This window comes from Sulfitobacter sp. S223 (assembly GCF_025143825.1).
In the GTDB taxonomy this organism is placed as follows: domain Bacteria; phylum Pseudomonadota; class Alphaproteobacteria; order Rhodobacterales; family Rhodobacteraceae; genus Sulfitobacter.
On record NZ_CP083560.1, the window covers coordinates 760,307 to 785,631 of the forward strand.

General features: G+C 56.1%; 32 protein-coding genes. 16 read left to right on the forward strand and 16 right to left on the reverse strand.

All coding sequences use genetic code 11. The annotated features are described in order from the left end of the window. The first annotated feature begins 3 nt into the window (after nt 1–3). Together K3757_RS03840 and K3757_RS03845 are read left to right on the forward strand one after the other, a co-directional pair. Nucleotides 4–432 (forward strand): F0F1 ATP synthase subunit epsilon, encoded by a 429-nt coding sequence (locus K3757_RS03840; RefSeq protein ID WP_259999562.1) that lies wholly within the window; start codon nt 4–6, stop codon nt 430–432. Between the two features lie 121 nt (nt 433–553). After that, on the forward strand, nt 554–904 hold the full coding sequence (locus tag K3757_RS03845; protein WP_259999563.1) for an H-type lectin domain-containing protein: 351 nt from the start codon (nt 554–556) through the stop codon (nt 902–904). Between the two features lie 67 nt (nt 905–971). Here the strand turns inward: K3757_RS03845 and K3757_RS03850 are convergent, their stop codons facing one another. Continuing rightward, a complete protein-coding gene (locus tag K3757_RS03850) occupies nt 972–1,991 on the reverse strand; it encodes a ribose-phosphate pyrophosphokinase (RefSeq protein ID WP_259999566.1) in 1,020 nt (339 codons plus the stop codon). A gap of 105 nt (nt 1,992–2,096) precedes the next feature. On the opposite strand from K3757_RS03850, the gene K3757_RS03855 reads away from it, so the two are divergent. Together K3757_RS03855 and K3757_RS03860 are read left to right on the forward strand one after the other, a co-directional pair. Next, the gene (locus K3757_RS03855) at nt 2,097–2,693 is read left to right on the forward strand and encodes a 2-hydroxychromene-2-carboxylate isomerase (RefSeq protein ID WP_259999568.1); all 597 of its coding nucleotides are present in this window, start codon (nt 2,097–2,099) and stop codon (nt 2,691–2,693) included. Then, entirely contained in the window at nt 2,690–3,478 is a 789-nt protein-coding gene (locus K3757_RS03860) for an alpha/beta fold hydrolase (protein WP_259999570.1), read from the forward strand. Before K3757_RS03855 ends, K3757_RS03860 begins: the two co-directional genes overlap by 4 nt. Nucleotides 3,479–3,482: 4 nt before the next feature. Here the strand turns inward: K3757_RS03860 and K3757_RS03865 are convergent, their stop codons facing one another. The 7 genes from K3757_RS03865 to K3757_RS03895 form a co-directional block, all read right to left on the reverse strand. After that, nucleotides 3,483–4,520: a low specificity L-threonine aldolase gene (locus K3757_RS03865; RefSeq protein WP_259999572.1), complete on the reverse strand. Its 1,038-nt coding sequence runs from the start codon at nt 4,518–4,520 to the stop codon at nt 3,483–3,485. Beyond that, the gene (locus K3757_RS03870; RefSeq protein WP_259999574.1) at nt 4,520–4,990 is read right to left on the reverse strand and encodes a YcgN family cysteine cluster protein; all 471 of its coding nucleotides are present in this window, start codon (nt 4,988–4,990) and stop codon (nt 4,520–4,522) included. Before K3757_RS03870 ends, K3757_RS03865 begins: the two co-directional genes overlap by 1 nt. Then, nucleotides 4,987–5,919, reverse strand: coding sequence for a bifunctional riboflavin kinase/FAD synthetase (locus K3757_RS03875; protein WP_259999576.1), 933 nt, complete (start codon nt 5,917–5,919; stop codon nt 4,987–4,989). Before K3757_RS03875 ends, K3757_RS03870 begins: the two co-directional genes overlap by 4 nt. A gap of 37 nt (nt 5,920–5,956) precedes the next feature. Continuing rightward, entirely contained in the window at nt 5,957–6,400 is a 444-nt protein-coding gene (locus tag K3757_RS03880) for a MaoC family dehydratase (protein ID WP_259999578.1), read from the reverse strand. A 90-nt stretch (nt 6,401–6,490) separates the two neighbouring features. Continuing rightward, nucleotides 6,491–7,363 (reverse strand): TIGR01459 family HAD-type hydrolase, encoded by an 873-nt coding sequence (locus K3757_RS03885; RefSeq protein ID WP_259999580.1) that lies wholly within the window; start codon nt 7,361–7,363, stop codon nt 6,491–6,493. Nucleotides 7,364–7,508: 145 nt separating this feature from the next. After that, complete coding sequence (locus K3757_RS03890) at nt 7,509–8,429, reverse strand: manganese-dependent inorganic pyrophosphatase (RefSeq protein WP_259999583.1); 921 nt, start codon at nt 8,427–8,429, stop codon at nt 7,509–7,511. Nucleotides 8,430–8,552: 123 nt separating this feature from the next. After that, nucleotides 8,553–8,906, reverse strand: coding sequence for an MmcQ/YjbR family DNA-binding protein (locus tag K3757_RS03895; protein ID WP_259999585.1), 354 nt, complete (start codon nt 8,904–8,906; stop codon nt 8,553–8,555). A 54-nt stretch (nt 8,907–8,960) separates the two neighbouring features. Here K3757_RS03895 and K3757_RS03900 point away from each other — a divergent pair, with 54 nt between their 5' ends. The 7 genes from K3757_RS03900 (at nt 8,961) to K3757_RS03925 (ending at nt 14,453) form a co-directional block, all read left to right on the forward strand. Further along, nucleotides 8,961–9,638, forward strand: coding sequence for a DUF2161 domain-containing phosphodiesterase (locus tag K3757_RS03900; RefSeq protein ID WP_259999587.1), 678 nt, complete (start codon nt 8,961–8,963; stop codon nt 9,636–9,638). A 167-nt stretch (nt 9,639–9,805) separates the two neighbouring features. Further along, nucleotides 9,806–10,093, forward strand: a complete 288-nt coding sequence (gene groES, locus K3757_RS03905) for a co-chaperone GroES (protein WP_259999589.1) — start codon at nt 9,806–9,808, stop codon at nt 10,091–10,093. 72 nt (nt 10,094–10,165) lie between these two features. Further along, nucleotides 10,166–11,815 carry a chaperonin GroEL gene (gene groL, locus K3757_RS03910; RefSeq protein ID WP_259999591.1) on the forward strand — a complete coding sequence of 550 codons (1,650 nt, stop codon included), beginning with the start codon at nt 10,166–10,168 and terminating at the stop codon, nt 11,813–11,815. 216 nt (nt 11,816–12,031) lie between these two features. Then, the gene (locus K3757_RS03915; RefSeq protein WP_259999594.1) at nt 12,032–12,760 is read left to right on the forward strand and encodes an ATP-binding protein; all 729 of its coding nucleotides are present in this window, start codon (nt 12,032–12,034) and stop codon (nt 12,758–12,760) included. Nucleotides 12,761–13,119: 359 nt separating this feature from the next. Then, the gene (locus K3757_RS19080; protein WP_409202568.1) at nt 13,120–13,365 is read left to right on the forward strand and encodes a response regulator; all 246 of its coding nucleotides are present in this window, start codon (nt 13,120–13,122) and stop codon (nt 13,363–13,365) included. 33 nt (nt 13,366–13,398) lie between these two features. Further along, the gene (locus K3757_RS03920; RefSeq protein WP_259999596.1) at nt 13,399–13,560 is read left to right on the forward strand and encodes a hypothetical protein; all 162 of its coding nucleotides are present in this window, start codon (nt 13,399–13,401) and stop codon (nt 13,558–13,560) included. Between the two features lie 56 nt (nt 13,561–13,616). Next, nucleotides 13,617–14,453 carry a DMT family transporter gene (locus K3757_RS03925; protein WP_259999598.1) on the forward strand — a complete coding sequence of 279 codons (837 nt, stop codon included), beginning with the start codon at nt 13,617–13,619 and terminating at the stop codon, nt 14,451–14,453. Here the strand turns inward: K3757_RS03925 and K3757_RS03930 are convergent. After that, nucleotides 14,443–14,901: an NUDIX domain-containing protein gene (locus K3757_RS03930; protein WP_259999600.1), complete on the reverse strand. Its 459-nt coding sequence runs from the start codon at nt 14,899–14,901 to the stop codon at nt 14,443–14,445. The genes K3757_RS03925 and K3757_RS03930 overlap by 11 nt on opposite strands. A 72-nt stretch (nt 14,902–14,973) precedes the next feature. Between K3757_RS03930 and K3757_RS03935 the strand changes: the two genes are divergently transcribed. Next, on the forward strand, nt 14,974–15,750 hold the full coding sequence (locus K3757_RS03935; RefSeq protein WP_259999602.1) for a triacylglycerol lipase: 777 nt from the start codon (nt 14,974–14,976) through the stop codon (nt 15,748–15,750). Then, a complete protein-coding gene (locus K3757_RS03940; RefSeq protein WP_259999604.1) occupies nt 15,737–16,879 on the forward strand; it encodes an alpha-D-ribose 1-methylphosphonate 5-triphosphate diphosphatase in 1,143 nt (380 codons plus the stop codon). The genes K3757_RS03935 and K3757_RS03940 overlap by 14 nt, the downstream gene beginning before the upstream one ends. A gap of 18 nt (nt 16,880–16,897) precedes the next feature. Here the strand turns inward: K3757_RS03940 and K3757_RS03945 are convergent, their stop codons facing one another. From K3757_RS03945 to K3757_RS03955, 3 genes are all read right to left on the reverse strand, one after another. Beyond that, nucleotides 16,898–17,971 (reverse strand): 5-(carboxyamino)imidazole ribonucleotide synthase, encoded by a 1,074-nt coding sequence (locus K3757_RS03945; protein ID WP_259999606.1) that lies wholly within the window; start codon nt 17,969–17,971, stop codon nt 16,898–16,900. Next, the gene (purE, locus tag K3757_RS03950) at nt 17,964–18,452 is read right to left on the reverse strand and encodes a 5-(carboxyamino)imidazole ribonucleotide mutase (protein WP_259999608.1); all 489 of its coding nucleotides are present in this window, start codon (nt 18,450–18,452) and stop codon (nt 17,964–17,966) included. The genes K3757_RS03945 and purE overlap by 8 nt, the downstream gene beginning before the upstream one ends. Nucleotides 18,453–18,592: 140 nt before the next feature. Beyond that, nucleotides 18,593–18,817, reverse strand: a complete 225-nt coding sequence (locus K3757_RS03955; protein ID WP_259999610.1) for a YdcH family protein — start codon at nt 18,815–18,817, stop codon at nt 18,593–18,595. A gap of 165 nt (nt 18,818–18,982) precedes the next feature. On the opposite strand from K3757_RS03955, the gene K3757_RS03960 reads away from it, so the two are divergent. From K3757_RS03960 to K3757_RS03970, 3 genes are all read left to right on the forward strand, one after another. Then, complete coding sequence (locus tag K3757_RS03960) at nt 18,983–19,396, forward strand: Hsp20 family protein (protein WP_259999612.1); 414 nt, start codon at nt 18,983–18,985, stop codon at nt 19,394–19,396. Nucleotides 19,397–19,399: 3 nt separating this feature from the next. Then, nucleotides 19,400–19,621, forward strand: a complete 222-nt coding sequence (locus tag K3757_RS03965) for a DUF1150 domain-containing protein (protein ID WP_259999614.1) — start codon at nt 19,400–19,402, stop codon at nt 19,619–19,621. An 81-nt stretch (nt 19,622–19,702) separates the two neighbouring features. Beyond that, entirely contained in the window at nt 19,703–20,575 is an 873-nt protein-coding gene (locus tag K3757_RS03970) for a PhzF family phenazine biosynthesis protein (RefSeq protein ID WP_259999616.1), read from the forward strand. 159 nt (nt 20,576–20,734) lie between these two features. Here K3757_RS03970 and K3757_RS03975 read toward each other — a convergent pair whose 3' ends face one another. From K3757_RS03975 to trxB, 4 genes are all read right to left on the reverse strand, one after another. Beyond that, nucleotides 20,735–21,310, reverse strand: coding sequence for a PA14 domain-containing protein (locus K3757_RS03975; RefSeq protein WP_259999618.1), 576 nt, complete (start codon nt 21,308–21,310; stop codon nt 20,735–20,737). Nucleotides 21,311–21,636: 326 nt separating this feature from the next. Further along, complete coding sequence (locus K3757_RS03980; RefSeq protein WP_259999619.1) at nt 21,637–23,712, reverse strand: bifunctional sulfate adenylyltransferase/adenylylsulfate kinase; 2,076 nt, start codon at nt 23,710–23,712, stop codon at nt 21,637–21,639. Between the two features lie 138 nt (nt 23,713–23,850). Beyond that, complete coding sequence (gene rpiB / locus K3757_RS03985) at nt 23,851–24,306, reverse strand: ribose 5-phosphate isomerase B (RefSeq protein WP_259999620.1); 456 nt, start codon at nt 24,304–24,306, stop codon at nt 23,851–23,853. 25 nt (nt 24,307–24,331) lie between these two features. Continuing rightward, on the reverse strand, nt 24,332–25,282 hold the full coding sequence (trxB, locus tag K3757_RS03990; protein WP_259999622.1) for a thioredoxin-disulfide reductase: 951 nt from the start codon (nt 25,280–25,282) through the stop codon (nt 24,332–24,334). Nucleotides 25,283–25,325 lie beyond the last annotated feature (43 nt).

The following is a 25,325-nucleotide window of genomic DNA, read 5'->3' on the forward strand; positions in this document are numbered from 1 at the left end:
GTAATGGCAGACACGATGCAATTCGATCTGGTGTCGCCTGAGCGGCGCCTTGCCTCGGCTCAAGTGGCTTCGGTGCAGATTCCTGGGACGGATGGCGATATGACGGCAATGCCCGATCATGCGCCAACCATCACCACTCTGCGTCCGGGTATCCTGACCGTGGATGGCCCTGATGGCCATTCCCAGTATGTTGTGACCGGCGGTTTCGCTGAAATCACAGCTAAGGGCGTATCAGTTCTGGCAGAGCGTGCTCTGGCCAGAGAAGACATGACCCAAGAGACTATGAACGAGATCATGGAAGAAGCCAAAAACACCTACAGCAAGGTGAAAGCGGAATTCGAAAATGAACCCGGTCCAGTGGATGACGCAGCCAAGCTGCTGTCCGACATGGTCGCAATGGGTGAGCATATGGGCCTGACCGCTAAGGAATGACCCGCTCTACAGACTTAAAGAGGCTCCGCCGTTAGGCGGGGCCTTTTGCGTTTCACAGTCCAGATATTTTACCATAAATTGAATTTAACTCCGCTGCCGTGGCCTCACAGGAAAGCTCATTATGAAGAAATTGCGTAGTCTGATTGTTGGCGTGGACAGCGGCGACGAAATCCTATTCGAAGATTTTGAAGATGGCGGCGAGATGTGGACAGGCCGTGGCCAACGCGAACGGCGTCGCCGGATCAAGTTTTCGGAAAAATACCTGAGTGAGCCAACTGTTCAGTTGTCCATTTCCCTTTGGGATATGGATGCAGGATCGGTTTTACGCGCTGATGTGTCGGCAGAGGCAGTGACGGAAAAGGGCTTTGACATGGTTTTCCGCACCTGGGGCGATACCAAGGTTGCCCGTGTGCGTATCGCTTGGACAGCTTTTGGAGAGCTTGAGGACGCCGATGCGTGGGATGTCGGCTAACGGGCTTTCTTGAAAGAAAGCCCGTTCGGGGTGGGTCAAAAATTAGGTTTTGGAAGACAGTTCAAGATCAGTCTGACGTGTACATGCCGTCGTAGATCGGGCCCAGCGTGTCCTGTTCGAACAGTGAGGAAACAGACGTCCCGTTCCAGATATTCAAGATCGCCTGCGCAAAGATCGGTGCGGTCGGAACGATGCGGATGTTTGGCGCCTTTTTGATCGCGTCTGTCGGCTGGATGCTGTCGGTGATCACCAGAGATTTCATTACCGAATTTGTGACACGTTCGACAGCAGGACCGGACATCACGCCATGGCTAATATATGCGTGAACTTCCTTTGCTCCGCTATCCATCAGGAGTTCCGCAGCTTTGCAAAGTGTTCCGGCAGTATCGCAGATGTCATCGACAATAATACATGTTTTGCCCTTCACGTCCCCGATCACGGTCATCTCAGACACTTCGCCGGCTTTTTCACGGCGCTTGTCCACGATAGCCAGAGGAGCGTTGAGACGCTTGGCCAGTTCGCGTGCGCGTGCAACGCCACCAACATCAGGGGAGATGATCAACAGATCTTCCATCTGATCCTTGAAAGCATGTTTGATATCCAGCGCAAAGACCGGCGATGCATACAGGTTATCCACGGGTATATCGAAAAAGCCCTGAATCTGTGCGGCGTGCAAATCCATCGTCAGGATACGCTCGATGCCTGTACCGACCAGCATGTTGGCAACCAGCTTCGCCGTGATGGGCGTGCGGGCCTTTGTGCGGCGATCCTGACGGGCGTAGCCAAAGTAGGGCAGGACGGCCGTTACACGTTGGGCAGAAGACCTGCGCAGCGCATCTGCCATGATAACCAGTTCCATCAGATTGTCATTGGCGGGGTTCGAAGTGGGCTGGATGATGAACATGTCTTCACCGCGGACGTTTTCGAATACCTCAACGAAAATCTCACCGTCATTAAACCGTTCGACCCGTGCATCCACCAATCCGACGTTGACCCCGCGGTGAAGCGACATCCGCCGCGCAATGGCTTTTGCCAGTGGCATATTGGCATTGCCGGAAATCAGCTTTGGCTCTGGGGTGCTTCGCATGTGGGGGGTGCTCCGTGGCAGCGGTTTAACAGAATCGTTACGTTGAACACCGATTAACATGTGCCTAGGGTCAGGCAAAGCCGACACACCCATCAGGAGGTCCAAATGGCCCAAATCGACTATTATTTTGCTACGTTGTCTCCCTATTGCTACCTCGCCGGGACCCGTTTGGAAGAGGTTGCTGCGAAAAATGGCGCGACCATCAACTATAAACCGTTCGATTTGCCGCAGGCCTTTGGGCGAACAGGCGGGGTGATGCCGAAAGACCGGCACATCAGCCGTATCGAATACCGCGCGCAGGAACTGACACGTCAGGCAAAGAAGCTTGAACTGCCTTTCAATATCAAGCCCGCCCATTGGCCAACCAACGGTGCACCAGCGGCTTATGCATTTATCGCAGCACAAAACGCAGGGGGCGGTGATTTGGGATTGCTTGCGCATATCATCACACGCGCTGTCTGGGCCGAAGACAAAGATATTGCCGAGGATGAAGTGATCCGCGCATGTCTGAAAGAGGCTGGATTTGACCCTTCGCTGTCTGACAGCGGCCTGCTCCAAGGTGCTGAGACCTACACCAATAACCTTGAAGACGCGATCGCGGCCGGTGTCTTCGGTGCGCCATTTTACATCGTTGACGGCCAGCGATTTTGGGGACAAGACCGGATCGCGGATTTGGACCTCTATTTGCAAGGAAAACTGTGACACTTCATACACATACCCACCTGTACGAGGGGGCCTCGCGGCGCGCGTTGGCTATTCACTGCACGCTTAGCCATAGTGGCGCGTGGCGCGGTGTCGCAGCAGCGCTAAAAGATGACTTAAGCTTGTTGGCCTATGATTTGCCAAGTCACGGAAAATCCGGTGTCTGGGACCGGACAGGCAATGTGCATGACGTTGCCACCGCTATGGGCCGCGCATTGATGAAAGAGCCGATGGATTTGATCGGCCATTCCTTCGGTGCAACTGTTGCCCTGCGTCTGGCGGTGGAAAATCCTGGATTGGTGCGCAGTCTAACGCTGATCGAACCGGTGTTCTTTGCCGTCGCCGCCGCTGATGAGCCGGGGCTGATTGAAGAGTATAAGCGCGGAAATGCCGAAATGGATGCTGCATTTGCTGCGGGTGATGAACGGGAAGCGGCGCGGGTTTTCAACCGTGGCTGGGGTGACGGCACCCCGTGGGATGAGGTGCCAGAGAAGCTGCGTGAACACATGACGCGCCTGGTACATTTTGTGCCCGCGAGTTCCGAGTTCCTGTTCAAGGATAGTGCTGGGATGCTGGCACGGGGGCGTCTGGCGCAAGCCGCGATGCCGACGCTTTTGCTTGAGGGGGATCAGTCACCGGCACTAAGCGCAAAGGTAAACATCGCGCTCCAGAAACGCTTGCCAGACGCAGAGCGTGTGGTGATCGAAGGGGTCGGGCACATGTTGCCCGTTACCCATCCTGAGTGTGTCGTTGCACCGATCCGCGCGCTTCTGGCGCGCAGCTAGGGATCTAAAAGTGGCTAAGAAACTGGTTGATGAGCTCATCTGTCATTGACCAGTCACAAACAAGGCGCGCGGCGAGCAGAGCATCGCCGTCACCTGACGCGACATCGCCATCAAGCACGTAGTATTTCGCCCCAGCCGCCTGAAGCTTTTGATGCACGCGGCGTGGGAAACGTGCGAAGATCATATTTGCCTGCGACTCGTGAAGCATCTCTGCTCCATTTTGTTTCAAACCCGCGGCAAGACGCGCGCAGGCTGCATTGGCGCTGCGTGCCATGTCGCGCCATAGATCATCTTGTAGGTAACCGGCCATCTGGGCCGAAAGGTAACGGTGCTTGGAAAACAAATGCGCGCCACGTTTGCGGCGCAGCTCGAACTCCCATGCTTTTGCCTCATCGAAAAAGACAACGGCCTCAACCCCCATACAGCCGTTTTTGGTGCCGCCGAAGCTGACCACATCGACACCTGACTTCCACGTCATCTCGGCTGCTGTGCAATCCAGTGCGACCGCTGCGTTGGCAAAACGCGCCCCATCCAAGTGAACAGGTAGCCCCGCACTCTTGGCTACAGACGTTAATGCGCGGAGCTCATCCAGCGAATAAATCGATCCGAACTCTGTTACTTGGGTGATAGAGACGGGACCAGCCTGTGCCATGTGGACATTGCCCGTAGGGCGGCGCGCGATGGCTGCGGATAGGGCGTCAGGCGTCATCTTGTCATCGGTGGGAATGAGCGTGAGCTTGGCGCCGCCTGCATAGAATTCAGGCGCGTTGCATTCGTCTTCTTCGATATGGCTGTACTGGGCGCAGAAAATAGTCTGCCAAGGTTGGGTGTAGCAGGCCAATGCGATTGAATTGGCAGCTGTGCCTGTCGCCACCAGATAGACGGCGGCATTGGGTGCCTCAAAAGTTCTTTGGATACCCTCACGGACTTCGTCCATGATCTCGTCTTTGCCATAAGGCATGGCATAGCCGTTGTTTGCATCCATCACGCGCTGCATGATATTTGGGTGAACAGGCCCGGAATTGTCAGAGGCGAAAAACATTAAAGCGGCTCCTCAATGATGTGGTCTTCCCAGTCTTCGAATGCGGTTTCCCATTCACTGACCGTACGGTTGCGCATGGAAACGCCGGCCTTGTGCACGCTTTCGGCGGTGCCGGTGATCAGGGGGTGCCAATCAGGCAATGGTTCCCCTTTCCAGAGCAAGCGATAGGCGCAAGTCTGGGGCATCCAATAGGCGTGGTCGTCGATATTTTCGGGGGTCATGACGATGCAATCTGGCACGAACTGGTGACGGATTTCATATTGCGCGCAGCGGCATGTCGCGTCATCCAGCAGTCGACATGCGACATTGGTGAGTGCGACTTCACCTGTGTCCTCATCCTCAAGCTTGTTCAGGCAGCATTTGCCGCAGCCGTCACACAGTGCTTCCCACTCCTTGGGGTTCATTGACTTAAGCGGCTTGCGCTCCCAAAAGCGTTTGCCAAGGCCGTTGCGGTCGATTGGATCACTCATAGTGCGGCCAGAATGCTACGGGCACGGGCACTGTCGGCGTCCATTTGTGTGATGAGCGCATCAAGGCTGTCGAATTTCTCTTCGCCGCGCAAATGGTCGACCAAGGCAACCGAAAGCGGAGTGCCGTACAGGTCACCTTTGAAATCGAAAATGAAGGTTTCCAGGTTCGGTTTGTTTTCGCCAAACATTGGCCGCACACCCATAGAGGCGACGCCGTGGTAGCTACCTGTATGTGGTCCTTCAAGGACATCCACCAGCACAGCATAGACACCAAAGGCAGGCGGGTGCAGCCCATCAATGGACATATTGGCCGTAGGATAACCAAGCTCGCGACCGCGTTGTTCCCCGCCGATGACAGGGCCTTCAATACGGTGCCAGTGACCCAGCATCGCAGCAGCATCACGTGGACGGGCATCAGAAAGGGCGCGACGGATCGCCGTGGAGGAAACTGTTTGTTCGGATTGCGCCATCAGCGGTGCGATGGTCACACCAAAACCCAGCTGTTCACCGAAGCTTTGTAGATCTTTCGCTGTTCCAGCACGCCCTTTGCCAAAGCAAAAATCGGCACCGACCACGACATGCCGCAGGCCCAGCCCATCATGCAAAATCTTATCCGCAAATTCGAAAGGGGTGAGCGAGGCAAGTGCCGTGTTGAATGGCAACTGGTACAGCTTTTCAACACCAACCTTCGCAAGGCGAGAGGCGCGCGCTGCGCTGCTCATCAATCGGAAGGGCGGCGCGTCTGGGGCGAAATAAGCGCGCGGATGCGGCTCGAACGTCACAATACCAAGAGGGGCATCCGGGGCGGCGTCGCGCGCCATCTCGATCACCGATCGGTGGCCAAGGTGTACCCCATCAAAGTTACCGATCGCGGCGGTGGCGCCACGATCTGTTTCTTCTACGAATTGATAGTCAGAAATGATCCGCATGGGCCTTGAGTAGCGGCCCCTGCGGATGCGTGCAAGGTCAGTCGAACTTGCGCGACGGTGCCAGAACCGTTGCTTCGCCTACCAGCACCTTTTTGCCCTCGACAGAGCAATGGCAATCCATCTTCACGATGCGTTTGGCCGGATCGATATCGGTTACTCTTACCTCGGCATAAACGGTATCACCGGGGCGTACGGGGCGCAGGAATTTCATCGTCTGACCAAGGTAGACAGTGCCGTGGCCGGGCAACTGTTCTCCGATGACCGCGGAAATCAGGCCGGCAGTCAGCATCCCATGGGCGATACGGCCCTGAAAAATAGTGTCTTGCGCATAATCATCGTCCAGATGCACAGGATTCCGGTCGGTTGAAATAGTCGCAAACATTTCGATATCTTCGTCTGTTACCTGCTTGCGCAGGTACCGGAACATACCGATTTCAATGTCTTCAATGACGATGGTGCCGCGTGGAAGATTGTCCAACATGCTTTCCCTCTGCGTAATAAAAGTTCGAGGGCGACGCCCTATTGGCAACTTAATTACTTTGCACGCGCAGAAATGCAAGGGGAAAGTTGGTCAACGCAAGTGACCTATCGTGAAGGTTGGATCGTATTTTTCCGTTTTAAGAAAGTCTGTTAGCGCCTGTTCGTCCGGTTGGGTCACGGTTTTTGTTTCAGAAGCTGCTAGCCCGCCGGAGATGAAAATAGAATCAATGCCCTCATCAATAGCGCCTTTCACATCTGTCAGGATGCCGTCACCGATGGCGAGAATGCGTTCGTCAGCAATGCTGTCGCCCAGTTTATGCAGACGGCGACGGGCCAAATCATAGATCGGCGCGTGGGGTTTGCCGAAATAGAGGCTCTCTCCGCCCATTTCGGTGTACATCTTGGCAACGGCCCCCGCGCACCATTCACGGATTTCACCCCGATCAACGACAATGTCGGGATTGGCGCAGAGCAGCTTAAGGTCGCGCGCCAAGGCCTTTTCAAGGTCTGCGCGCCATGTTTCCGGTTCTGCCTCCGCATCAAACGGACCAGTGCAAACGATACCGGTGGCCTCTTCCAGCGGAACGCGAGAAATTTCCACAGGGTTCTCCAGAATTTCCAGTGGGTCGAAAAAGCGGCTGTCGGTTACAGGACCGTAGTGCCAGACTTTCGTTCCGACCACGCCGCGGTACATGGCCGAACGTGCGGAATCGCCGGATGTCGCAATCGCATCGTAGGCGTCTACGGGTACCCCGAAGTGAACAAGCTGTTTGGTGACACCTGCGCGCGGGCGCGGTGAGTTGGTCACTAGAATGACCTTGCCGCCAGTCTTGCGATACTCTTGCAACGCCGCAACGGCGCTGGGTATCGCGGTGACCCCGTTATGGACGCAGCCCCACAGATCCACAAAGAGGGCATCATAGGATGCAGAGACCTCGGAAAGGGCGTTGATGATGCGGGTCATGTGAAGGCTCCTGTTGGCTAGGTTATGCCCCAGATACCGGAGCAGGCCGGTGAAGCAAAGAGGCGTGAGCACGTCTGCGTCAGGCAAAGAAAAGGCCCCCTTGTTGCCAAGGGAGCCATGGTACGGATCAGATCCGCCAATAAGGTCAGATTTTGAGGTTCGGGATGATCTGCTTTTTGCGGCTCATGATGCCGGGAAGAACGACCGTGTCGCCTGATACTGTCGCGCCGAATGATTTCTCGGCAACGGATTTGCTCAGTTCGTTGGGGATCAGCATTGTGGCTTCTTCGTTGAGAATATCGACCACAAACAGCAGCACCTGATCGGCACCATCTTCTTCGGCTACGCCGGGCATAGCAGCCATCAGTGCGTCTTTGCGGTCCAGCACAGATGCTGGCGAAGTTGTTTCAAGCACGGAGACGCGGAATTGCTTGCCGCCGACTTCGTATTCCTTGCTGTCCATCCGCAAAAGCTCTGCTTCGGAGAAGGAGGATACATCGGATTTGGCTGCAAACATCTGCGCTGCGTATGCGGCGATGTCCACGCCAAGATCTTCGGCAAGCGACCATGCGATGGCTTTGTCTTCTTGCGTGGTTGTCGGGGAACGGAATTCCAGCGTGTCAGACAGAATGCAGGTCAGCATCGCGCCTTTGATTTCGGTAGGCATCTGCGCCATATCTTTGCCGATCATTTTCCACATGATTGTGGCGGTGCAAGCGACAGGTTCGATCACGATGTGAATGGGGCCTTTTGTCTCTAGGCCGCCAACCAGTTTGTGGTGGTCCACAATGCCTTGGATGTCGGCATTGTTGATGTTGGCTGGCAATTCCGCTGGGTTGTTCGTGTCCACGATCACAACCGGCTGATCGTCAGCAACGTCAGAGATGATTTCCGGCTTGTCCAGTTTCCAGTGGTCCAGCATGAACAACGCTTCGGTGTTCGGCTCGCCCAGCAGGGCCGGCTTGGCGTCTACACCCATGATTTCGTTCAGGTACCATGCCCAGATGATCGGGCTGCCTGTGCTGTCGGTGTCGGGGGACTTGTGGCCAAAAACGAGGGTAGACATGATGCGCTCCTGTAGAGAAATAAGGCGATTTTTGCGCCTTATAACAGGATCAAGCGCGGTGTCACGGGGGACAAACCCCCAAAGAGGCTTTGCGCACAGACTTTCCCGCATACTCTGACGCCGCTAAAGACCGAGGGAAGCGCGCAGTTTGCGGGTTAGTCCGGCGGCCACCAGATCGTAAGAGGCACGGATGTGGTCGCGCAAGCTGTCGTCCGACAGGCCGGGCTGTTCGTATTGCTGTATCCATTTCAACCCGCGAGAGGCCATATAGGGGGCAGGGCGCAGGCCCGGACTGTCAGACAGGATTTCGAAGGCCATATGCGATGTCTTGAAGGTGACGGTATCGCCTGTTTGGCCCAGCCCGATGATGGCAAAGACCTTTCCACCGACTTTGTAAACGTCCGCATTGCCCCATTGCACCACATGGGTGGTGCGCGGCAAGGCGGCACAAAATGCGGTTAGTTCATCGCGTGTCATGCTGCCAGATTAAGGGGTCGCAGGCCGTTTGGGAATGGTGATAACGTGGCGCGCATGAGCACCCGAGAAACCGATCTTTACCCTCCTGTGAAATCCTTTCTGGAGAATCAGGGATATGTCGTGAAGGCAGAGGTTGGCGCGGCCGATGTTGTCGCGGTGCGCGGCGCCGAGCCTCCGGTTGTCGTCGAGCTCAAGCTCGGATTTTCTCTCGCCCTCATCCATCAGTGTGTTGAACGTCTGAAGGTGAGTGATGACGTTTATCTTGCAGTTGCTCATAAGCCCGGAAAGGCATTTTATAAGGCGGTCAAGGCCAATACAACGCTTGCGCGTAGGTTGGGGCTAGGCCTGATGACTGTCCGGATCGAAGATGGTCTGGTATCTGTGCATTGTGACCCGGGGCCATACGCGCCGCGCAAGAATGCCAAGCGCAAGGCGACTTTGCTGCGTGAATTTGCCCGGCGGCAAGGTGATCCGAACGACGGTGGCCAAACGCGGGCAGGGCTTGTTACAGCCTACCGGCAGGACGCTGTTAAACTTGCCATGTATTTGTTTGAAGTGGGTGCCAGTAAGGGCGCAGATGTCGCGCGCGAGACGGGCGTGAAACGGGCGACCGCCATGATGCGCGACAATCATTACAATTGGTTCGAGAAAGTCGAAAAAGGCATTTACGGCCTCACGCCTGCCGGTGCTGAAGCCGTTGCTGTGGCCTCACGGGTGCTGGCTGCTGATTGATCACTGCCGGATGCGGTTGAATTTTGCACGCATCGTTGTTGACTCGCTCGTAGCGCATCCCTAAGTACAGCTCGTTAGCACTCGACCAAGGTGAGTGATAACGGCTGGCTGCTTCAGGTGAAGGGCTGGTCCTATGAGATAACTTTGAGCATCAAGGAGCTACAAAGATGGCATTGAAACCACTTCACGACCGCGTGCTGGTTAAGCGCACTGAAAGCGAAGAGAAAACTGCTGGCGGGCTTATCATTCCGGATAGCGCAAAAGAGAAACCTTCCGAAGGTGAAGTTGTTGCCGTGGGCGAAGGCGCACGCAAAGACAGCGGCGAGTTGATCGCACCTGCCGTAAAAGCTGGCGACAAAATCCTGTTCGGCAAATGGTCCGGCACAGAAGTTACCGTCGACGGCGAAGAAATGCTGATGATGAAAGAAAGCGACATCATGGGGATCCTGTCCTGATCACAGGACAGGCTGGCTACATAGCCGCCACATGACACGCTGACCATCAACCCAATTTAGGAGACTTTGAATATGTCTGCAAAAGACGTCAAATTCGGTACAGACGCGCGTAACAAAATGCTTAAGGGTGTGAACATCCTGGCAGACGCGGTTAAAGTAACACTCGGCCCCAAAGGCCGTAACGTGGTTCTGGACAAATCGTTCGGCGCCCCACGCATCACAAAAGACGGTGTATCTGTCGCCAAAGAAATCGAACTGGAAGACAAGTTCGAGAACATGGGCGCACAGATGGTTAAGGAAGTTGCTTCCCGCACCAATGACGAAGCTGGCGACGGTACAACAACCGCCACAGTTTTGGCTCAGGCCATCGTTCGCGAAGGCATGAAATCAGTTGCAGCGGGCATGAACCCGATGGACCTGAAGCGCGGCATCGATCTGGCAACAGCCAAAGTCGTTGAAGCCATCATCGCAGCAGCACGCCCTGTCAACGACAGCGACGAAGTTGCTCAGGTTGGTACGATCTCCGCCAACGGCGAAGCTGAAATCGGTCGCCAGATCGCAGACGCAATGCAAAAAGTCGGCAACGAAGGCGTTATCACTGTTGAAGAGAACAAAGGTCTGGAAACAGAAACCGATGTTGTTGAAGGCATGCAGTTCGACCGCGGTTATCTGTCCCCTTACTTTGTGACCAACTCCGACAAAATGACTGTCGAGCTGGAAGATGCAATCATCCTGCTGCACGAGAAGAAGCTTTCTTCCCTCCAGCCAATGGTTCCACTGCTCGAGCAGGTTATCCAGTCCCAGAAGCCACTGCTGATCATCTCCGAAGATGTTGAAGGCGAAGCGCTGGCAACTCTGGTTGTCAACAAGCTGCGTGGCGGCCTGAAAATTGCTGCGGTCAAAGCACCTGGTTTCGGCGATCGCCGCAAAGCCATGCTGCAAGACCTTGCAGTTCTGACCGGTGGTCAGGTGATCTCCGAAGATCTGGGCATGAAGCTTGAGTCCGTTACAATGGACATGCTGGGTTCCGCCAAGAAAGTCCAAATCACCAAAGACGAGACAACGATCGTTGATGGCGCAGGCGAAAAGGCCGAGATCGAAGCGCGTGTTGCCCAGATCCGTAACCAGATCGAAGAAACCACATCCGATTACGACAAAGAGAAACTGCAAGAGCGCGTAGCCAAACTGGCTGGTGGTGTTGCTGTGATCCGCGTTGGCGGCATGTCCGAAGTAGAAGTCAAAGAGCGTAAAGATCGTGTTGACGATGCACTGAACGCGACACGCGCTGCTGTTCAAGAAGGTGTAGTTGTTGGTGGTGGTGTTGCCCTTATCCAGGGTGGCAAAGCGCTTGATGGCCTGAAGGGTGCGAACTCTGACCAGGACGTCGGTATCGCCATCATCCGTCGCGCAATCGAAGCGCCTCTGCGCCAGATCGCCGAGAACTCCGGTGTTGACGGTTCTGTTGTTGCGGGCAAAATCCGCGAAAGCAACGACGTTACTTTCGGCTTCAACGCCCAGACCGAAGAATACGGCGACATGTTCAAGTTTGGTGTCATTGACCCTGCCAAAGTTGTCCGCACAGCGCTGCAAGATGCGGCATCTGTTGCAGGCCTGCTGATCACAACCGAAGCAATGGTTGCTGATCGTCCATCCAAAGATGGCGGCGCCGGTGGCGGCATGCCTGACATGGGTGGCATGGGCGGCATGGGCGGCATGATGTAATCACATCAGCTTAGCTGATGTGTTGCACTCCTAGTGGCGAATTTCTTCGGAAATCGCCGCGCGGGAAAGCTACCCACCGATCAAATCAAAAAGCAAAGGGCCCTCGCGGGCCCTTTGTTCCGTTTAGAGGGCAGTTTTCTATTTTTGTGCCATTAACCGCGAATAAAGGGTTCAGTTGGTATCTGTTGGGCGAATTGCCGAGAAAGGTACCATATCATGCGCACGGCGAGCCTTGCTCAAGCGGCCTCTTCGGAGGGGCCGAAAACTGAAACACAGGATGTTGATGATTTCATCTACCTGATGAGTCACGACGTCAGAGCATCAGTGCGGGCTCTGTTGGAGTTGCCGCAATGGATCGCGGAAGATTTGCACGAGGCGGGGGTGGAGCTTACCGGCCCCGTTTTGGATACCATTTCGATGATGAACCGCCATACCGCCCGTCTTGACCGTATGTTGGTGGATTTACTTGCCTATTCCCGTATTGGCCGCATGCAAGACATCGTGCGTGTAGACCTTGGCGTGGCATTGGAAGACGTCATGGCTAGCCTTAAGGTGCCCGAAGGGATCACTCTGGAACATCAGTTGGAGTGCAAGGATGTCATGATGGGTGAACAGGATGCGCTGCTGATGCTGAGCGCATTGATTGGAAATGCTGTTAAACATCATGATACCGGCAGCGGAGAGGTGAAGATCACAACACGTCCCGAAGGGGACATGATCCGCATCACCGTCTGTGATGATGGTCCGGGCATCCCGGCGCGATTTCATTCGAAAGCTTTATCCGCCATGACAACGCTTCGGCCGCGCGATGAGGTCGAGGGAACAGGAATGGGATTGGCGAATGTTCGGAAGGTTGCTGAACACTACGGTGGAAAGATCAGCCTGTCTGAGGTGTCCGAAAAGGACAGTGGTCTTCGTGTAGACGTGCTGGTGCCGCGTGGTTAGCCATGTTGGTAAGCCTTACATATGTAGTGAATTTGATGAAATATCATCTCCGCGGGTCATGCGTTTATCGGTTTTTAGCACGCCCTGATTTGCCCTGACAAAGCTGGGCAATATTGGGAGAATGTGACCAGAGTCATCACGTGTCATTGCCAGTTGAATACTTAGATCCTGAAGGGCGATACCAACCACCGATCATCAAAACCCTGTTGGCGGATGATAGCCGATTTGACCGGGCCCGCATCCGCCGGAAAAGCTGGAAAACCAAGCTGATGCTTTCCCCCAAAGAATTATGCGACATCCCCTAGCCGAAGCTCGAAGTGGCGGAAGAAGCATCTGACCTGATCCTGATAGTTGACTGATTGCCGCAGAGTGGCGGGCTGGATGTTCTCACTCATATCCAAAACAGCCAGCATAACAGCGGCGCCACGATCATCATGATTACCAGCGACAGTGATATGGAGACCGCAGTGGCTGCGAGGCGAAACGGCTGTCACGACTATCTGACTAAGGACACTATCACACCGGACCAGCCCCTCTATGCTATGGCGGGCGCAACGCAGACGGCTTCGGTTCAACAGAATGCGGTGGCTCAGGCTGCCCACTGACAAGAGGTGATCTGTCAGGAGCTTACCGCAGCTTTGCAAGACCGCGAGGTGCAGGGTACTGTGATTGCCTTGTTCGAGGATCAGTACACTCAGGCAGTGATGAAACGGCAAACAGCATGGGCGATGCAAGATCACAGCAAATTTGATGCATTGCTTGCCAGCCTGGATGATGACGATGAATTTATATTACGTTAGGCCGATGTGCTGAATACGGGCTTGGCGGGACGTGTTCGGCGGGGTAGGGGCGTATCATGCGGCTTTTCTTGATAATCACCCTAACGATGTGCGCCTTTGCTGCGAATTCCGTCCTTACCCGCGCGGCGGTAGAGGGCGGGCACCTTGGCCCGACGGCCTTTGCCATCGTAAGAGTTGCGGCGGGTGCCATAATGCTGGGCGCACTGGTAATGTGGCGCGGCGGGGCACTGCCGCTGATGCGACCTACGCGAGTTGTCGGCGCTTTCAGCCTGACTGTCTACATGGCGGGGTTTTCACTCGCGTACCTAAGCCTTGATGCGGGGCTTGGCGCATTGATCCTGTTCGGCGTCACGCAAATCACCATGTTCGCTCATTCCGCTATGACTGGTCAGCGGCCTGACGTGCGGCAGCTGTCTGGTGCTGCAATTGCTTTCAGCGGTTTGGTGCTGGTGCTTTGGCCCGGTGCGGGGAGCGTGACAGATCCGATTGGCGCAGGCCTGATGGTTCTGGCGGGGTTGGGGTGGGCCGTCTATTCGATTGCGGGGCGTGGCACTGCCGATCCGCTTGCGGCCTCAGCTGCTAATTTCATTTTATGCCTGCCGCTAATTTGCTTGCTGCTACTGCTTACCGGTATTGAGACGCACGCAGACATAACAGGAGTAGTTTTGGCTGTGCTATCGGGCGCGCTGACGTCGGGATTGGGATATGCGCTTTGGTACAAAGTGTTGCGCCAGATTCCTGGTACCACTGCGGCTGTCGTTCAGCTAAGTGTGCCTGTCATTGCGATCGTCGCTGGCGCGCTTTTGCTCGGAGAGACGATTTCTGCAAAGGTTATTATGGCGTCATTGCTGGTTTTGGGCGGCATAGGTTGGGCTGTCACCGCTAGGCGATGATTGGTTCCAGTGGGTCGTACATCGGGGCGTCCGCGTCCTGCCAGGCCACGGCCGATAGGCTGTCTGGCTTTACCCGCAGGGTGCGCATCTCGGCCCGGCTGACCCATCGACGATCTGTGACGATGGCATCTACATCCAGCCAGCTGTGGTCCAGCGTCGCTTCGCCGATCAGAGTGCAGCGGAAGTAAACGTCGACCTGATGGAAGCTGCCGTCAGGATCGTGAAATTCGTTCACAAGACACGGTGCGCCAACTTCGATGCGCAAGCCGGTTTCCTCAAAAACCTCGCGTGCAAGATTGTCTGGCAGCGCGCTGCCGCGTTCCACGCCGCCACCCGGAGCGCACATCAGATCGCTTTTGCCTTCTGGCCAGGCATTGACCAGCAGCAGCCGGTCTTGATGCATGATAATTGCGCGAACAGCGAGGCGCGGAGGCGTGCTTTGAGGCATTTGGGCGCTCCTTTTTCAGTGACGAAGCGTTGGGGGATTACAACTGCGTGGATTGGCACTACATAGCGTGGCATGAGACTGATTGCGATCATATGCGCCCTGTGGATGGCGGCAAGTACTGCGGAGGCGCGTTGCGTTGTCCTGCTGCACGGGCTTGCCCGAACAGAGACCTCTTTCGCCTTGATGGAGGCGGCGCTTGAGGCGGAAGGTTGGCGTGTTGTACGCCCCGGTTACCCCTCTACCGAAGCCCCGGTCGAAGAGCTGACACGCATCACATTGCCCGATGCAGTGGCGAACTGTGGAACCGAGAAAGTGGATTTTGTAACCCATTCTATGGGGGGGATTCTGTTGCGCCAATGGGTAGCCGAGGTGGGAAATGACAGGATTGGCCGCGTCGTGATGCTCTCGCCACCCAATCAAGGCAGCGAAGTGGTCGATAACCTGCGCGATGTCATTGCTTTTGACTGGATCAACGGGCCTGCTGGAATGCAGCTTGGCACCGGTTCAAAGTCTTTGCCACGCAGCTTGCCGCCGGTGGATTTCGAATTGGGTGTGATCGCGGGGTCGCAATCGCTCAATCCCTATTTCTCATCCCTTTTGCCAGGGCCGGATGATGGCAAGGTATCGGTACAATCAACACGGGTTCGGGGGATGAAAGCGCACTTGACGCTGCCCGTGACGCATACGTTCATGATGAATAACCCCCGCGTTATTACGCAAACCGTAAACTTTTTGCGGACGGGCCGGTTCGACCCTGAGCTGACACTGCTGGGCGCTGTGCTGGAGCAGCTGGGCTGTCCCGAAGCTGAATGTTTGCTCGGAAGTGAGGGGTCGGATGTTAAACCTTGATCTGACCGGAGCAGAGGTGCTTGGGCCGTCAGGTCTGCACCGGGACAGGCTGTCCTTTGCGGATGGTTTGATTGTGGATGCGCCAGCCGGGCGAACGGTAGATTTGTCCGGCTATCTGGTTTTGCCGGGTATCGTAGATGTTCACGGCGACGGGTTTGAGCGACACCTTGCACCGCGCCGTGGCGCGATGAAGCAGATGGCCGAAGGGTTGATGGCTGTCGAAGCAGAGCTTGCTGCGAATGGAATAACGACAGCTACTTTGGCGCAATTCGTCAGCTGGGAAGGTGGCGTGCGGAGCCTGGAGTTCGCCGAGCAGGTGTTTAGTCATCTGCGGGATGTTGCGCCCGGGATGGTAACGGATCTACGTGGTCAGCTGCGGTTTGAGACCTATCAACTTGATCTGTTCGATACGCTGCCCGAACGGATGGCTGAATGGGGGCTTGGCTACATTGTCTTCAATGATCACCTGCCTCACGATCGGTTGCAGGACGGTAGGCAGCCACGCAGGCTTGTTTCTCAAGCGTTAAAAGCGCGGCGCAGCCCCGAAAAACACTTGGCGATGATGCAGGCGATGGAGGCGCGCAGGGATGAGGTGCCCGCTGCGCTGGATGCGCTCTGCGCGCGCTTGGCGGATGCACAGATCACAATGGGCAGCCATGATGACAGCACGGCTGAGGGTCGTGCCGTTTGGTCGTCCCGTGGTGTGCGTGTCGCTGAATTTCCAGAGACGCTGGAAGCGGCAGAGGCTGCGGCACAGCAGGGCGGCATCGTTGTGATGGGATCGCCCAATGTTGTGCGGGGCGGGTCCCATAACCTAAATGTTTCTGCCGTTGATCTGATCGCGATGGGGTATTGTGATGCGCTGGCGTCGGATTACCACTACCCCAGCGCGCGACGTGCAGCTTTGATGCTTTGGCAGAACGGTATGCGCGATCTTGCTGGCGCCTGGAGCCTTGTCTCGGCCGGGCCCACGGCAATGCTGGGATTAAATGATCGAGGCGTGCTAGAGGCTGGCAAACGTGCCGATATCGTCGTGCTGGACCGTGAAAGCCTACGCGTATCGGCCACGTTTGTTCAGGGGCGTGTCAGCTACATGAGTGGCGATGTCGCCAACCGTTTCATGAAATAGCTGCCCGTGACATGGCCTTCAGGCTGACTTTTTGACACGATTTACGTGGCCCATCTTCCGGCCCGATTTTGTTTCTACCTTACCGTAGAGGTGGATCGCACAATTGGGTTCTTTCGACAGGGCCGGAACCTTTTCAACATCATCGCCTATCAGGTTCTCCATCACCACGTCGGCAAACCGGCTGCCGTCGCCCAGCGGCCAGCCCGCAATGGCGCGGATGTGCTGTTCAAATTGGTCAACCGCGCAGCCGTTTTGCGTCCAGTGGCCCGAGTTGTGGACGCGGGGGGCTATCTCATTCACGATCAACCCTTCGGGTGTCACAAAAAGCTCGACACCCATGACCCCTACATAGTCGAGCGCATTCAGGATTTTCGCGGCAAGCAGAACCGCATCTGTGCGCAAGCGGGACGGGATGGTGGCGGGTACCGTGGTGGTGTGCAGAATGCCATCGCGATGGATGTTTTCGCCGGGATCATAGCAGGCTACTTCACCCTGCGGATTGCGCGCGGCAATGATCGATATTTCCGATGTAAACGTCACAAAACCTTCGAGCACGGCGGGTGCGCCTGCCATATCGGCAATCGCTGAGGCGGCATCCTGTGGCGCCTTTAGGCGCGATTGGCCCTTACCATCGTAGCCGAAACGCCGCGTTTTCAGGATTGCGGGGGTGCCTATCTTGGTAACAGCTTCATCCAGGCTGGCCGCATCCGTAATATCGGCAAATGGGGCCACTGAAAGGCCCAGAACTTGGAGAAAATGCTTTTCGACAAGCCTGTCTTGGGAGGTGCCCAATGCCTGCCGGTTGGGATGGATCGGCGTGATCGCCTCGATAATATCCAGCGCCTCTGTCGGGATGTTTTCGAACTCGTAAGTCACCAGATCCACGGAGCGGGCAAAAGCGGTCAGCGCTTCCACGTCATCATAACGTGCTGTCGTGACAGAGTGGGCAACATCCGCCGCAGGAGGGTTGGCTCCGGGTTCATAGATATGGGTGCGCAGGCCCAGACGCGATGCCGCGACCGAAAGCATACGGCCAAGCTGGCCGCCACCCAGAATACCAATGGTGGCGCCGGTGGGGAGAGGATTAGTCATCAGTGGGCACTTCCGGAATAGAGGCAGAGAGGGCTGAACGCCAAGCATCCAGACGTTTGGATAATTCAGAATCTTGCAAAGCAAGGATACCAGCAGCCATGAGCGCAGCATTGGCAGCCCCCGCAGCGCCAATCGCCATGGTGGCAACAGGATACCCGCGCGGCATTTGCAGAATGGAATAAAGACTATCTACGCCCGACAAAGCTTTGGTTTGAACGGGTACGCCTATGACCGGCACACGTGTTTTTGACGCCATCATGCCAGGCAAATGTGCGGCGCCGCCAGCACCGGCAATGACAACCTGAAGCCCACGATCGACAGCTGTCTTGCCGTACTCCCAAAGACGATCAGGCGTGCGGTGCGCCGAGACAATGCGCGTCTCGTACGGGATCTCAAGTTCATCCAGAAGCATGGCAGCTTCGCGCATGGTGGACCAATCAGATTGAGAGCCCATAATAATGCCGACAGGGGGGGTGCTCATAGCGCTAAGGCCTTTGCGTCAGAAGAAAGTAAGCGGTCACTATAGCCATTCGTCGCGGCGGGGCAATGCGGCTGAGCGGGCAAAATTTCAGCAAAAAATCAGAAATTGGAGTTTCGCGAATCTTGGCTTTGGCGGGCCCTTCAGGCGATGATATCCGGCGTCAGGCGATCTTCGATTTGTGCAATCCGGTCTTTCAGACGCAGTTTCCGCTTTTTGAGCCGTTGCAAGGTCAGTTGGTCTGCCGTTCCTCGCTCTGTTAAGGCGCGGATTGCATCGTCCAGATCGCGATGCTCATGGCGGAATACTTCCAGTTCTACCCGCAGTACCTCGTCATTTTTCATGGACAGGTCTGATTGTTCGTTCATGGAGGCTCTGATTCTGGCTGATATTTAGGCTTCTAAGCATATGCGTTAACTGCTGTGCCGCCTAGCCCTTGCACAGCTTGCAACCAATTCCCATATTAACGTTGTGTCGTTGCCATCGCGGGACGCCACAGGACTGTCGCTTGAGATGATAAGGACGTGTCGCAGATGACGAAACTAACACTTGCATCATATCCCCATATGTTGGGATTTGAACAGCTGGAGCGTGTGCTGGAGCGCAGTGCAAAAGCTGGAAACGAGGGCTACCCGCCTTTTAATATCGAACAAACCTCGGACCGGAGCTACCGCATCACCCTCGCTGTCGCCGGCTTTTCCGAGAGTGACTTGTCGATCACCGTAGAAGACCGCCAGTTGGTCATCCGGGGGCGGCAGAATGACGACAGCGAAGGCCGTGTGTTCTTGCATCGCGGTATCGCAGGGCGCCAGTTCCAGCGCAGTTTTGTGCTGGCTGATGGTGTGGAAGTGGGCGAAGCGCTGATGGAAAACGGTCTGCTGCATGTGGATCTGACACAAGCAAAGCCTGAAACGGTCGTTCAGACGATCAACATTCGAAAGGGGTAAGACATGGAAAATAATGATATGACAGGGCCAGCGGATCGGACGGTATACGTCAAGACGATCGCTGTGACCGATCTGCCCCGCGAAGTGCGCGATCAGGCAGAAGGGCTCGAACACCTGTACGCTGTGCATGATGCAGAAGGCCAGCAACTGGCGCTTGTCGGGGACCGCAAACTGGCGTTTGTCCTTGCGCGGGAGCATAACTACGCGCCTGTATTGGTACATTAAAACGGTTGACCGTACCGGTCATTGAGAGATGCTAAGGGGGTCGCATAGTTGCGGCCCCTTTTTGTTTCTTGGAGATTGCAGATGCCGTTTGAGTTTGACTGGGTCGATGCATTTACAGACGTGCCCTTTGGCGGCAACGGTTGCGCTGTGGTTCATGAAGGCGCAAACCTTAGCGATGACACCTGTATGGCCTATGTGCGGGAAACATCCCTTGTCGAATGTACGTTCACTGGTCCGTCAAAGCTGGCTGATATCCGTGTGCGATATTTTCTTGCGAGCCGCGAAATCCCTTTTGCGGGTCATCCGACCGTGGCCACAGTGGTTGCGATGCGTCGCCGCGGTTTGATCTCAGACGGACCGCTAGTGCTCGAAACTGCGGCTGGTCTGGTGCCCGTGGAGGTGCAAGGCGACCGCGTGACCATGACCCAGATCGCCCCTGTATTTGGTGAGCAGGTTGATGCAGCGCTTGTGGCACGCGTGGGTGGGCTCTCGGCGGACGACATCCTGCATAAACCGCAGATTGTTTCCACTGGCCTGCCGTTCTGCATCACCGTTGTGAAGGATCGCGCCACCTTAGACCGTGTGGCGCTGGATATCGACGGGCTTGCTGCTTACGCTTCGGCGCTGGGGCACGATGCCTCTGACATTATGGAGCCTTTTTGGGTGTGTCTGGAAGGTGCTACGACGGACGGTGATACGTTTAGTCGTCTGCTTATTGCTCCGCCCAGCCCGCCAGAGGACCCTTTCACCGGCTCCGCAACCGGATGCATGGCGGCCTATCTTTGGGCAAATGATCTTATCGGCACCCCAAAATTCAAGGCTGAACAGGGCCATGGCATGGGGCGACCGGGGCAAGCGCAGATCGAAGTTCTGGGACCAAGCAACGCGATAACAGGCGTAAAAGTGTCGGGGCAGGGCGCGCTTGTGATGTCAGGACAGGTCTATTTGGACTAAGGGCGCATGTGCTTTTAGCGGATAGTGCCACCATGAGCCGACCATTCGTAGATTTGACGTGGGAGGTGAAGCTGGTTTGGCCCTAGCGTTGATGCGCGTGGGGGAGGCAACGCATGAGCACACATGCCTTTTGCGTCGCCTCCCGCGAGTTTGTCAGTCTTACTTGTAGCCAAAAGCCTCATTCGGGACGGTGCTCAGCTCGCCACCTTCGGCAGCCCACTCCATGATCAGGCAGCTGCCGCCCTTACGTTGCCAGTACAGGGCCTCAAGCTCATACCATCCTGCTTCGGGAACACTTACCTCTACAGCGCCGACCGGATCGCAGGCGCGTTTCTCATCTACCTTCGCGACTTCGCTTCCGCCGATGCTGAGTTCCACCCCGTCGTTGGAGTAGGTCTCAAGCGTATAGGTGCCTGCCGCGTCGAAGCGAATATAACCTTTGATGCGTGCCGCAACCCGGATTTCTTGCTCGGAAGTAAGCGCGTAAGGCTCGCTTTCAGTGCTTAAATAATCCAGCCCAACCAAAGGCGTGCCCGGCTCTGCACCGATCCCAAGCGCGATGTACGCATCGCGCAGTGACTTCACATCGTCGGGGAAGGCGTAGTCAACTGCCAGTCCGGCAGTCACGTTTTCAGGCTGCGGGTCCGCAGGTTTCAATTTCAGGGGGCTTGCCACAACAGCGCCCGCACAAAGCGCTACAAGCGCTGCTACTCCTGCTATCCGATGCATTTTCATCTTGGCGTAACTCCTTATTTTCTGGATGGTAGCTTACGCTGACCCGCGCCACGCGCAAGCATCGTTTTTCACCGCTGGCATTTTCCAAACGTAAGGTGTGGTGGTCTTTGAGCGGTACCAATATCGCCGGATCTGGTGATGCTGCGGCGAGCAGGGGGGGCACGGACGGCCATGCACGCCTCTGCCGCGCGCTGTCTATCTGGGCCGCTGCAAGCTGGGTCTGAAAGGCTGCGATGTTCCGTCCGAAATTCCAAATCCGCCCTAGCCATAACTGCAAAAGGCCAGCCCCGAAAGGCTGGCCCATGCTTTGGTCATCGATGTGGCTATCAGCCTTTGATCAGGCCCATGCTCTCGAGCTTGAGCAGCACTTGGTGCGCGCAGTTGTCGACATCGACGTTTTCGGTCTCAACGCTCAACTCTGGGTTCTGCGGTACATCGTAAGGGTCGGAGATGCCTGTGAACTCTTTGATTTTGCCTTCCCGTGCGAGCTTGTAGAGGCCCTTGCGGTCACGGCGTTCACATTCCTCGATTGAGGTCGCAACGTGCACTTCGACAAACGCGCCGAATGCTTCGATGTCTTCGCGCACCGCGCGACGGGTGGTCGCGTAAGGCGCGATAGGTGCGCAGATCGCGATGCCGCCGTTCTTGGTGATCTCGGAGGCAACATAGCCGATGCGGCGGATGTTAAGATCGCGGTGCTCTTTGCTAAAGCCGAGCTCTGAGCTGAGGTTTTTGCGCACGATGTCACCGTCAAGCAATGTCACAGGGCGGCCGCCTTGCTCCATCAGTTTGACCATCAAAGCATTGGCAATTGTGGATTTACCTGAGCCGGAGAAGCCCGTGAAGAACACGGTGAAGCCTTGGCTGGCACGTGGTGGTTTGGTGCGGCGTAGTTCCTTGACCACCTCGGGGAAGGAGAACCACTCGGGGATTTCCAGACCTTCGGCCAGACGGCGGCGCAGTTCGGTGCCCGAGATGTTCAGGATGGTTACGTCGTCTTTGTCTTTGATCTCGTCCATGGCTTCGTACTGGGCGCGTTCCTGTACCCATACCATGTGTTTGAAATCGACCATCTCGATGCCCATTTCTTCCTGATGCGTGCGGAACAGGTCCTGCGCATCATAGGGGCCGTAGAAATCTTCACCCTTTGAGTTGTTGCCGGGGCCCGCATGGTCGCGGCCAACGATGAAGTGTGTGCAGCCGTGGTTTTTGCGGATCAGACCGTGCCAAACTGCTTCACGCGGGCCAGCCATACGCATGGCGAGGTTCAGCAGGGACATTGAAGTGGTCGCTTGTGGATACTGGTCCAGCACTGCTTCGTAACAGCGTACGCGGGTGAAGTGGTCAACATCGCCTGGCTTGGTCAGGCCAACGACAGGGTGGATCAGCAGGTTTGCTTGCGCTTCGCGTGCCGCGCGGAACGTCAGTTCCTGGTGCGCGCGGTGCAGCGGGTTGCGTGTCTGGAAGGCAACTACCTTGCGCCAGCCCATTTTGCGGAAGTAGGCGCGCAATTCGTTTGGCGTGTCACGGCGGGCTTTGAAGTCATAGTGAACAGGTTGCTGGATGCCGGTGACCGGACCGCCAAGGTATACTTTGCCCGCTTGATTGTGCAGGTAGTTCACGGCTGGATGCGCATCGTCATCTGCGCCGAATACTTTTTCGGCTTCAAGCGCTTTGTTCGGTACCCAGTTGTCCGTGACGGTCATGGTGGCAAGAATCACGCCTTCCTGATCACGCAGCGCGATATCCTGACCAATTTCCAGCTTGCCGGCAAACTCTTCGGAGACATCAAGCGTGATCGGCATGGGCCACAGGCTGCCATCTGCCAGACGCATGTTTTCAACAACGCTGTCATAGTCGGCTTGCCCCAGGAAGCCTTTGAGCGGGTTAAACCCACCATTCATCAACAGTTCCAGATCGCAAATCTGGCGAGGCGTCAGATCATGGCTTACCAGATCGGCCGCTTCGACTTTCAGTTTTTGCGCTGAATCGTATGAAACGTAGAGCTCGGGAATTGGGGAAAGGTTGTGTTCCATCAGTTTGGTCCTGTTGTTAAAGGGCGTGACGCCCGATGTCGTGCCAGTCAGTTCCGCATGCAATGCGTCGTATTCCATAAATTTTCTGGCTAAGAATTGATCGGTGAGGCGGTTTTTCTCCGCTGCGCCGCGCGAAGTGATCGAATAGGTGAAGCGTGCGCGTTTATCAGGGCCTGCGCGTTCGCTGATTTTCACCAGTCCCGCTTCGGTGGCTGTGCGCAGCAGCGCATTCAGCCGACCCAGTGAAATATCAATGGCCGAAGCCATCGCCCGTTGGGACAGGTCATGCGCAACGTCCAGCTGCCGAAGCAGCCGGAACAACTGGTCCTCCTGCTCGGAGGTGATTTTTGCGGGCGACATTGCCATTGGGACGACTCAAGTATTGTTCACGCGTGAACGCATAGGGGAGAAGATGCGTTCATCAAAGAACAATCTTTTGTCATCGGCGGCATTGAGCCAATTGTGTGAGTTTGGCAACAAATGACGCTGCCGGACCGGATCGGATCAGCGAGAGGTCTCTAGCGCCTTGATCATATCAACCCGTGTCGCGTGGCGCCCGCCTTCGAACTCGGCGTCTAGAAACGCATCGACGATATCAATCGCAAGACCGGCACCGACAACACGCGCCCCGATGGACAGTATATTCGCATCGTTGTGCTGGCGGATCATGCGCGCAGAGAACGTGTCAGAGCAGACACCGCACCGTATGCCATCGACCTTGTTAGCGGCCATCATGATACCCTGTCCGGTACCGCAAAGAATGACACCCAGCGCACAATCGCCTGATGCCACACGGCGCGCAGCCGCTTCGCCATGCTTTGGGTAATCCGTGCTTTCAGCGGTCGTAGGGCCGATATCAACGACCTCCCAACCGCGTTCGGCGATGTGAGAGGCGATCATCTGGCGCAATGCGATGTCGGCGTGATCGCTGGATACAACGATGCGTGTCTTAGCTGTCATGGGGTTCTTCCGCTTCTGAGTGTTGTTACGCCTGATCTTCGACTTCTGCCAAGAAACGCTCGGCTTCTAGTGCGGCCATGCAGCCCATGCCTGCGCTGGTGACAGCCTGACGGTATTTGTGGTCCGTCAAATCACCCGCTGCGAAAACGCCGGGAATCGATGTTTCGGTGCTGTCCGGCTTGGTGACCACGTAGCCGCCCATGTGTGTCTCAAGAGTGTCCTTAACCAATTCGTTGGCCGGCGCATGGCCAATGGCAACAAAAACGCCCTTGCAGGGGATGTCCGTGATCTCATCTGTCTTGGTGTTCTTGACCTTGATGCCTTCAACGCCAAGCGGGCTGTCAGTGCCGTAAACTTCTTCAAGTTGGTGGAACCACAGCGGCTCGATCTTGGGGTTTTTCATCAGGCGATCGATCAGGATCTTTTCAGCGCGCAGTTCGTCTCGGCGGTGGATCAGGGTGACCTTGGAGGCAAAGTTCGTCAGGAACAGCGCCTCTTCAACGGCGGTGTTCCCGCCGCCGATGACCACGATTTCCTGACCGCGATAGAAGAAGCCGTCACAGGTGGCGCAGGCAGATACGCCAAATCCTTTGAACTTCTCTTCTGTTTCAAGGCCTAGCCATTTGGCGCGTGCGCCAGTTGCAAGGATCACGGCATCGGCGACATAGGTTGTGCCGCTGTCGCCCATCGCAGTGAAGGGGCGTTTGCTGAGGTCCAGATCGGTGATGATGTCACCGATGATCTCGGTACCCATCTTGCGCGCATGCTCTTCCATGCGGATCATCAGGTTCGGGCCTTGTACCTCTGCGTCGCCGGGCCAGTTTTCAACCTCGGTTGTTGTGGTCAGCTGGCCCCCGGGTTCAATCCCTTGCACAAGGATCGGATCAAGCATGGCGCGGCTGGCATAGACACCGGCCGTATAGCCTGCGGGGCCGGAGCCGATGATCAAAAGCTTGGTTTTGCGTGTCTCGGCCATGGTGTGCTCTTTTCTGCATGAATCTGTGTTGGCAGGGATATAT

What these genes read in the sequence shown, in the direction of transcription:
- K3757_RS03855 (WP_259999568.1), top strand. Translation starts at nt 2,097, where the DNA reads ATGGCCCAAATCGACTATTATTTTGCTACGTTGTCTCCCTATTGCTAC.
- K3757_RS03865 (WP_259999572.1), bottom strand. Translation starts at nt 4,520, where the DNA reads ATGTTTTTCGCCTCTGACAATTCCGGGCCTGTTCACCCAAATATCATG.
- K3757_RS03970 (WP_259999616.1), top strand. Translation starts at nt 19,703, where the DNA reads ATGCCGTTTGAGTTTGACTGGGTCGATGCATTTACAGACGTGCCCTTT.
- K3757_RS03930 (WP_259999600.1), bottom strand. Translation starts at nt 14,901, where the DNA reads ATGCCTCAAAGCACGCCTCCGCGCCTCGCTGTTCGCGCAATTATCATG.
- K3757_RS03960 (WP_259999612.1), top strand. Translation starts at nt 18,983, where the DNA reads ATGACGAAACTAACACTTGCATCATATCCCCATATGTTGGGATTTGAA.
- K3757_RS03875 (WP_259999576.1), bottom strand. Translation starts at nt 5,919, where the DNA reads ATGCGGATCATTTCTGACTATCAATTCGTAGAAGAAACAGATCGTGGC.
- K3757_RS03870 (WP_259999574.1), bottom strand. Translation starts at nt 4,990, where the DNA reads ATGAGTGATCCAATCGACCGCAACGGCCTTGGCAAACGCTTTTGGGAG.
- K3757_RS03895 (WP_259999585.1), bottom strand. Translation starts at nt 8,906, where the DNA reads ATGACACGCGATGAACTAACCGCATTTTGTGCCGCCTTGCCGCGCACC.
- K3757_RS03925 (WP_259999598.1), top strand. Translation starts at nt 13,617, where the DNA reads ATGCGGCTTTTCTTGATAATCACCCTAACGATGTGCGCCTTTGCTGCG.
- K3757_RS03965 (WP_259999614.1), top strand. Translation starts at nt 19,400, where the DNA reads ATGGAAAATAATGATATGACAGGGCCAGCGGATCGGACGGTATACGTC.
- K3757_RS03885 (WP_259999580.1), bottom strand. Translation starts at nt 7,363, where the DNA reads ATGACCCGCATCATCAACGCCCTTTCCGAGGTCTCTGCATCCTATGAT.
- K3757_RS03940 (WP_259999604.1), top strand. Translation starts at nt 15,737, where the DNA reads ATGTTAAACCTTGATCTGACCGGAGCAGAGGTGCTTGGGCCGTCAGGT.
- K3757_RS03850 (WP_259999566.1), bottom strand. Translation starts at nt 1,991, where the DNA reads ATGCGAAGCACCCCAGAGCCAAAGCTGATTTCCGGCAATGCCAATATG.
- K3757_RS03890 (WP_259999583.1), bottom strand. Translation starts at nt 8,429, where the DNA reads ATGTCTACCCTCGTTTTTGGCCACAAGTCCCCCGACACCGACAGCACA.
- K3757_RS03980 (WP_259999619.1), bottom strand. Translation starts at nt 23,712, where the DNA reads ATGGCAATGTCGCCCGCAAAAATCACCTCCGAGCAGGAGGACCAGTTG.
- groES (WP_259999589.1), top strand. Translation starts at nt 9,806, where the DNA reads ATGGCATTGAAACCACTTCACGACCGCGTGCTGGTTAAGCGCACTGAA.
- rpiB (WP_259999620.1), bottom strand. Translation starts at nt 24,306, where the DNA reads ATGACAGCTAAGACACGCATCGTTGTATCCAGCGATCACGCCGACATC.
- trxB (WP_259999622.1), bottom strand. Translation starts at nt 25,282, where the DNA reads ATGGCCGAGACACGCAAAACCAAGCTTTTGATCATCGGCTCCGGCCCC.
- K3757_RS03955 (WP_259999610.1), bottom strand. Translation starts at nt 18,817, where the DNA reads ATGAACGAACAATCAGACCTGTCCATGAAAAATGACGAGGTACTGCGG.
- K3757_RS03900 (WP_259999587.1), top strand. Translation starts at nt 8,961, where the DNA reads ATGAGCACCCGAGAAACCGATCTTTACCCTCCTGTGAAATCCTTTCTG.
- K3757_RS03935 (WP_259999602.1), top strand. Translation starts at nt 14,974, where the DNA reads ATGAGACTGATTGCGATCATATGCGCCCTGTGGATGGCGGCAAGTACT.
- K3757_RS03915 (WP_259999594.1), top strand. Translation starts at nt 12,032, where the DNA reads ATGCGCACGGCGAGCCTTGCTCAAGCGGCCTCTTCGGAGGGGCCGAAA.
- K3757_RS03945 (WP_259999606.1), bottom strand. Translation starts at nt 17,971, where the DNA reads ATGACTAATCCTCTCCCCACCGGCGCCACCATTGGTATTCTGGGTGGC.
- K3757_RS03975 (WP_259999618.1), bottom strand. Translation starts at nt 21,310, where the DNA reads ATGAAAATGCATCGGATAGCAGGAGTAGCAGCGCTTGTAGCGCTTTGT.
- K3757_RS03840 (WP_259999562.1), top strand. Translation starts at nt 4, where the DNA reads ATGGCAGACACGATGCAATTCGATCTGGTGTCGCCTGAGCGGCGCCTT.
- K3757_RS03845 (WP_259999563.1), top strand. Translation starts at nt 554, where the DNA reads ATGAAGAAATTGCGTAGTCTGATTGTTGGCGTGGACAGCGGCGACGAA.
- groL (WP_259999591.1), top strand. Translation starts at nt 10,166, where the DNA reads ATGTCTGCAAAAGACGTCAAATTCGGTACAGACGCGCGTAACAAAATG.
- purE (WP_259999608.1), bottom strand. Translation starts at nt 18,452, where the DNA reads ATGAGCACCCCCCCTGTCGGCATTATTATGGGCTCTCAATCTGATTGG.
- K3757_RS03880 (WP_259999578.1), bottom strand. Translation starts at nt 6,400, where the DNA reads ATGTTGGACAATCTTCCACGCGGCACCATCGTCATTGAAGACATTGAA.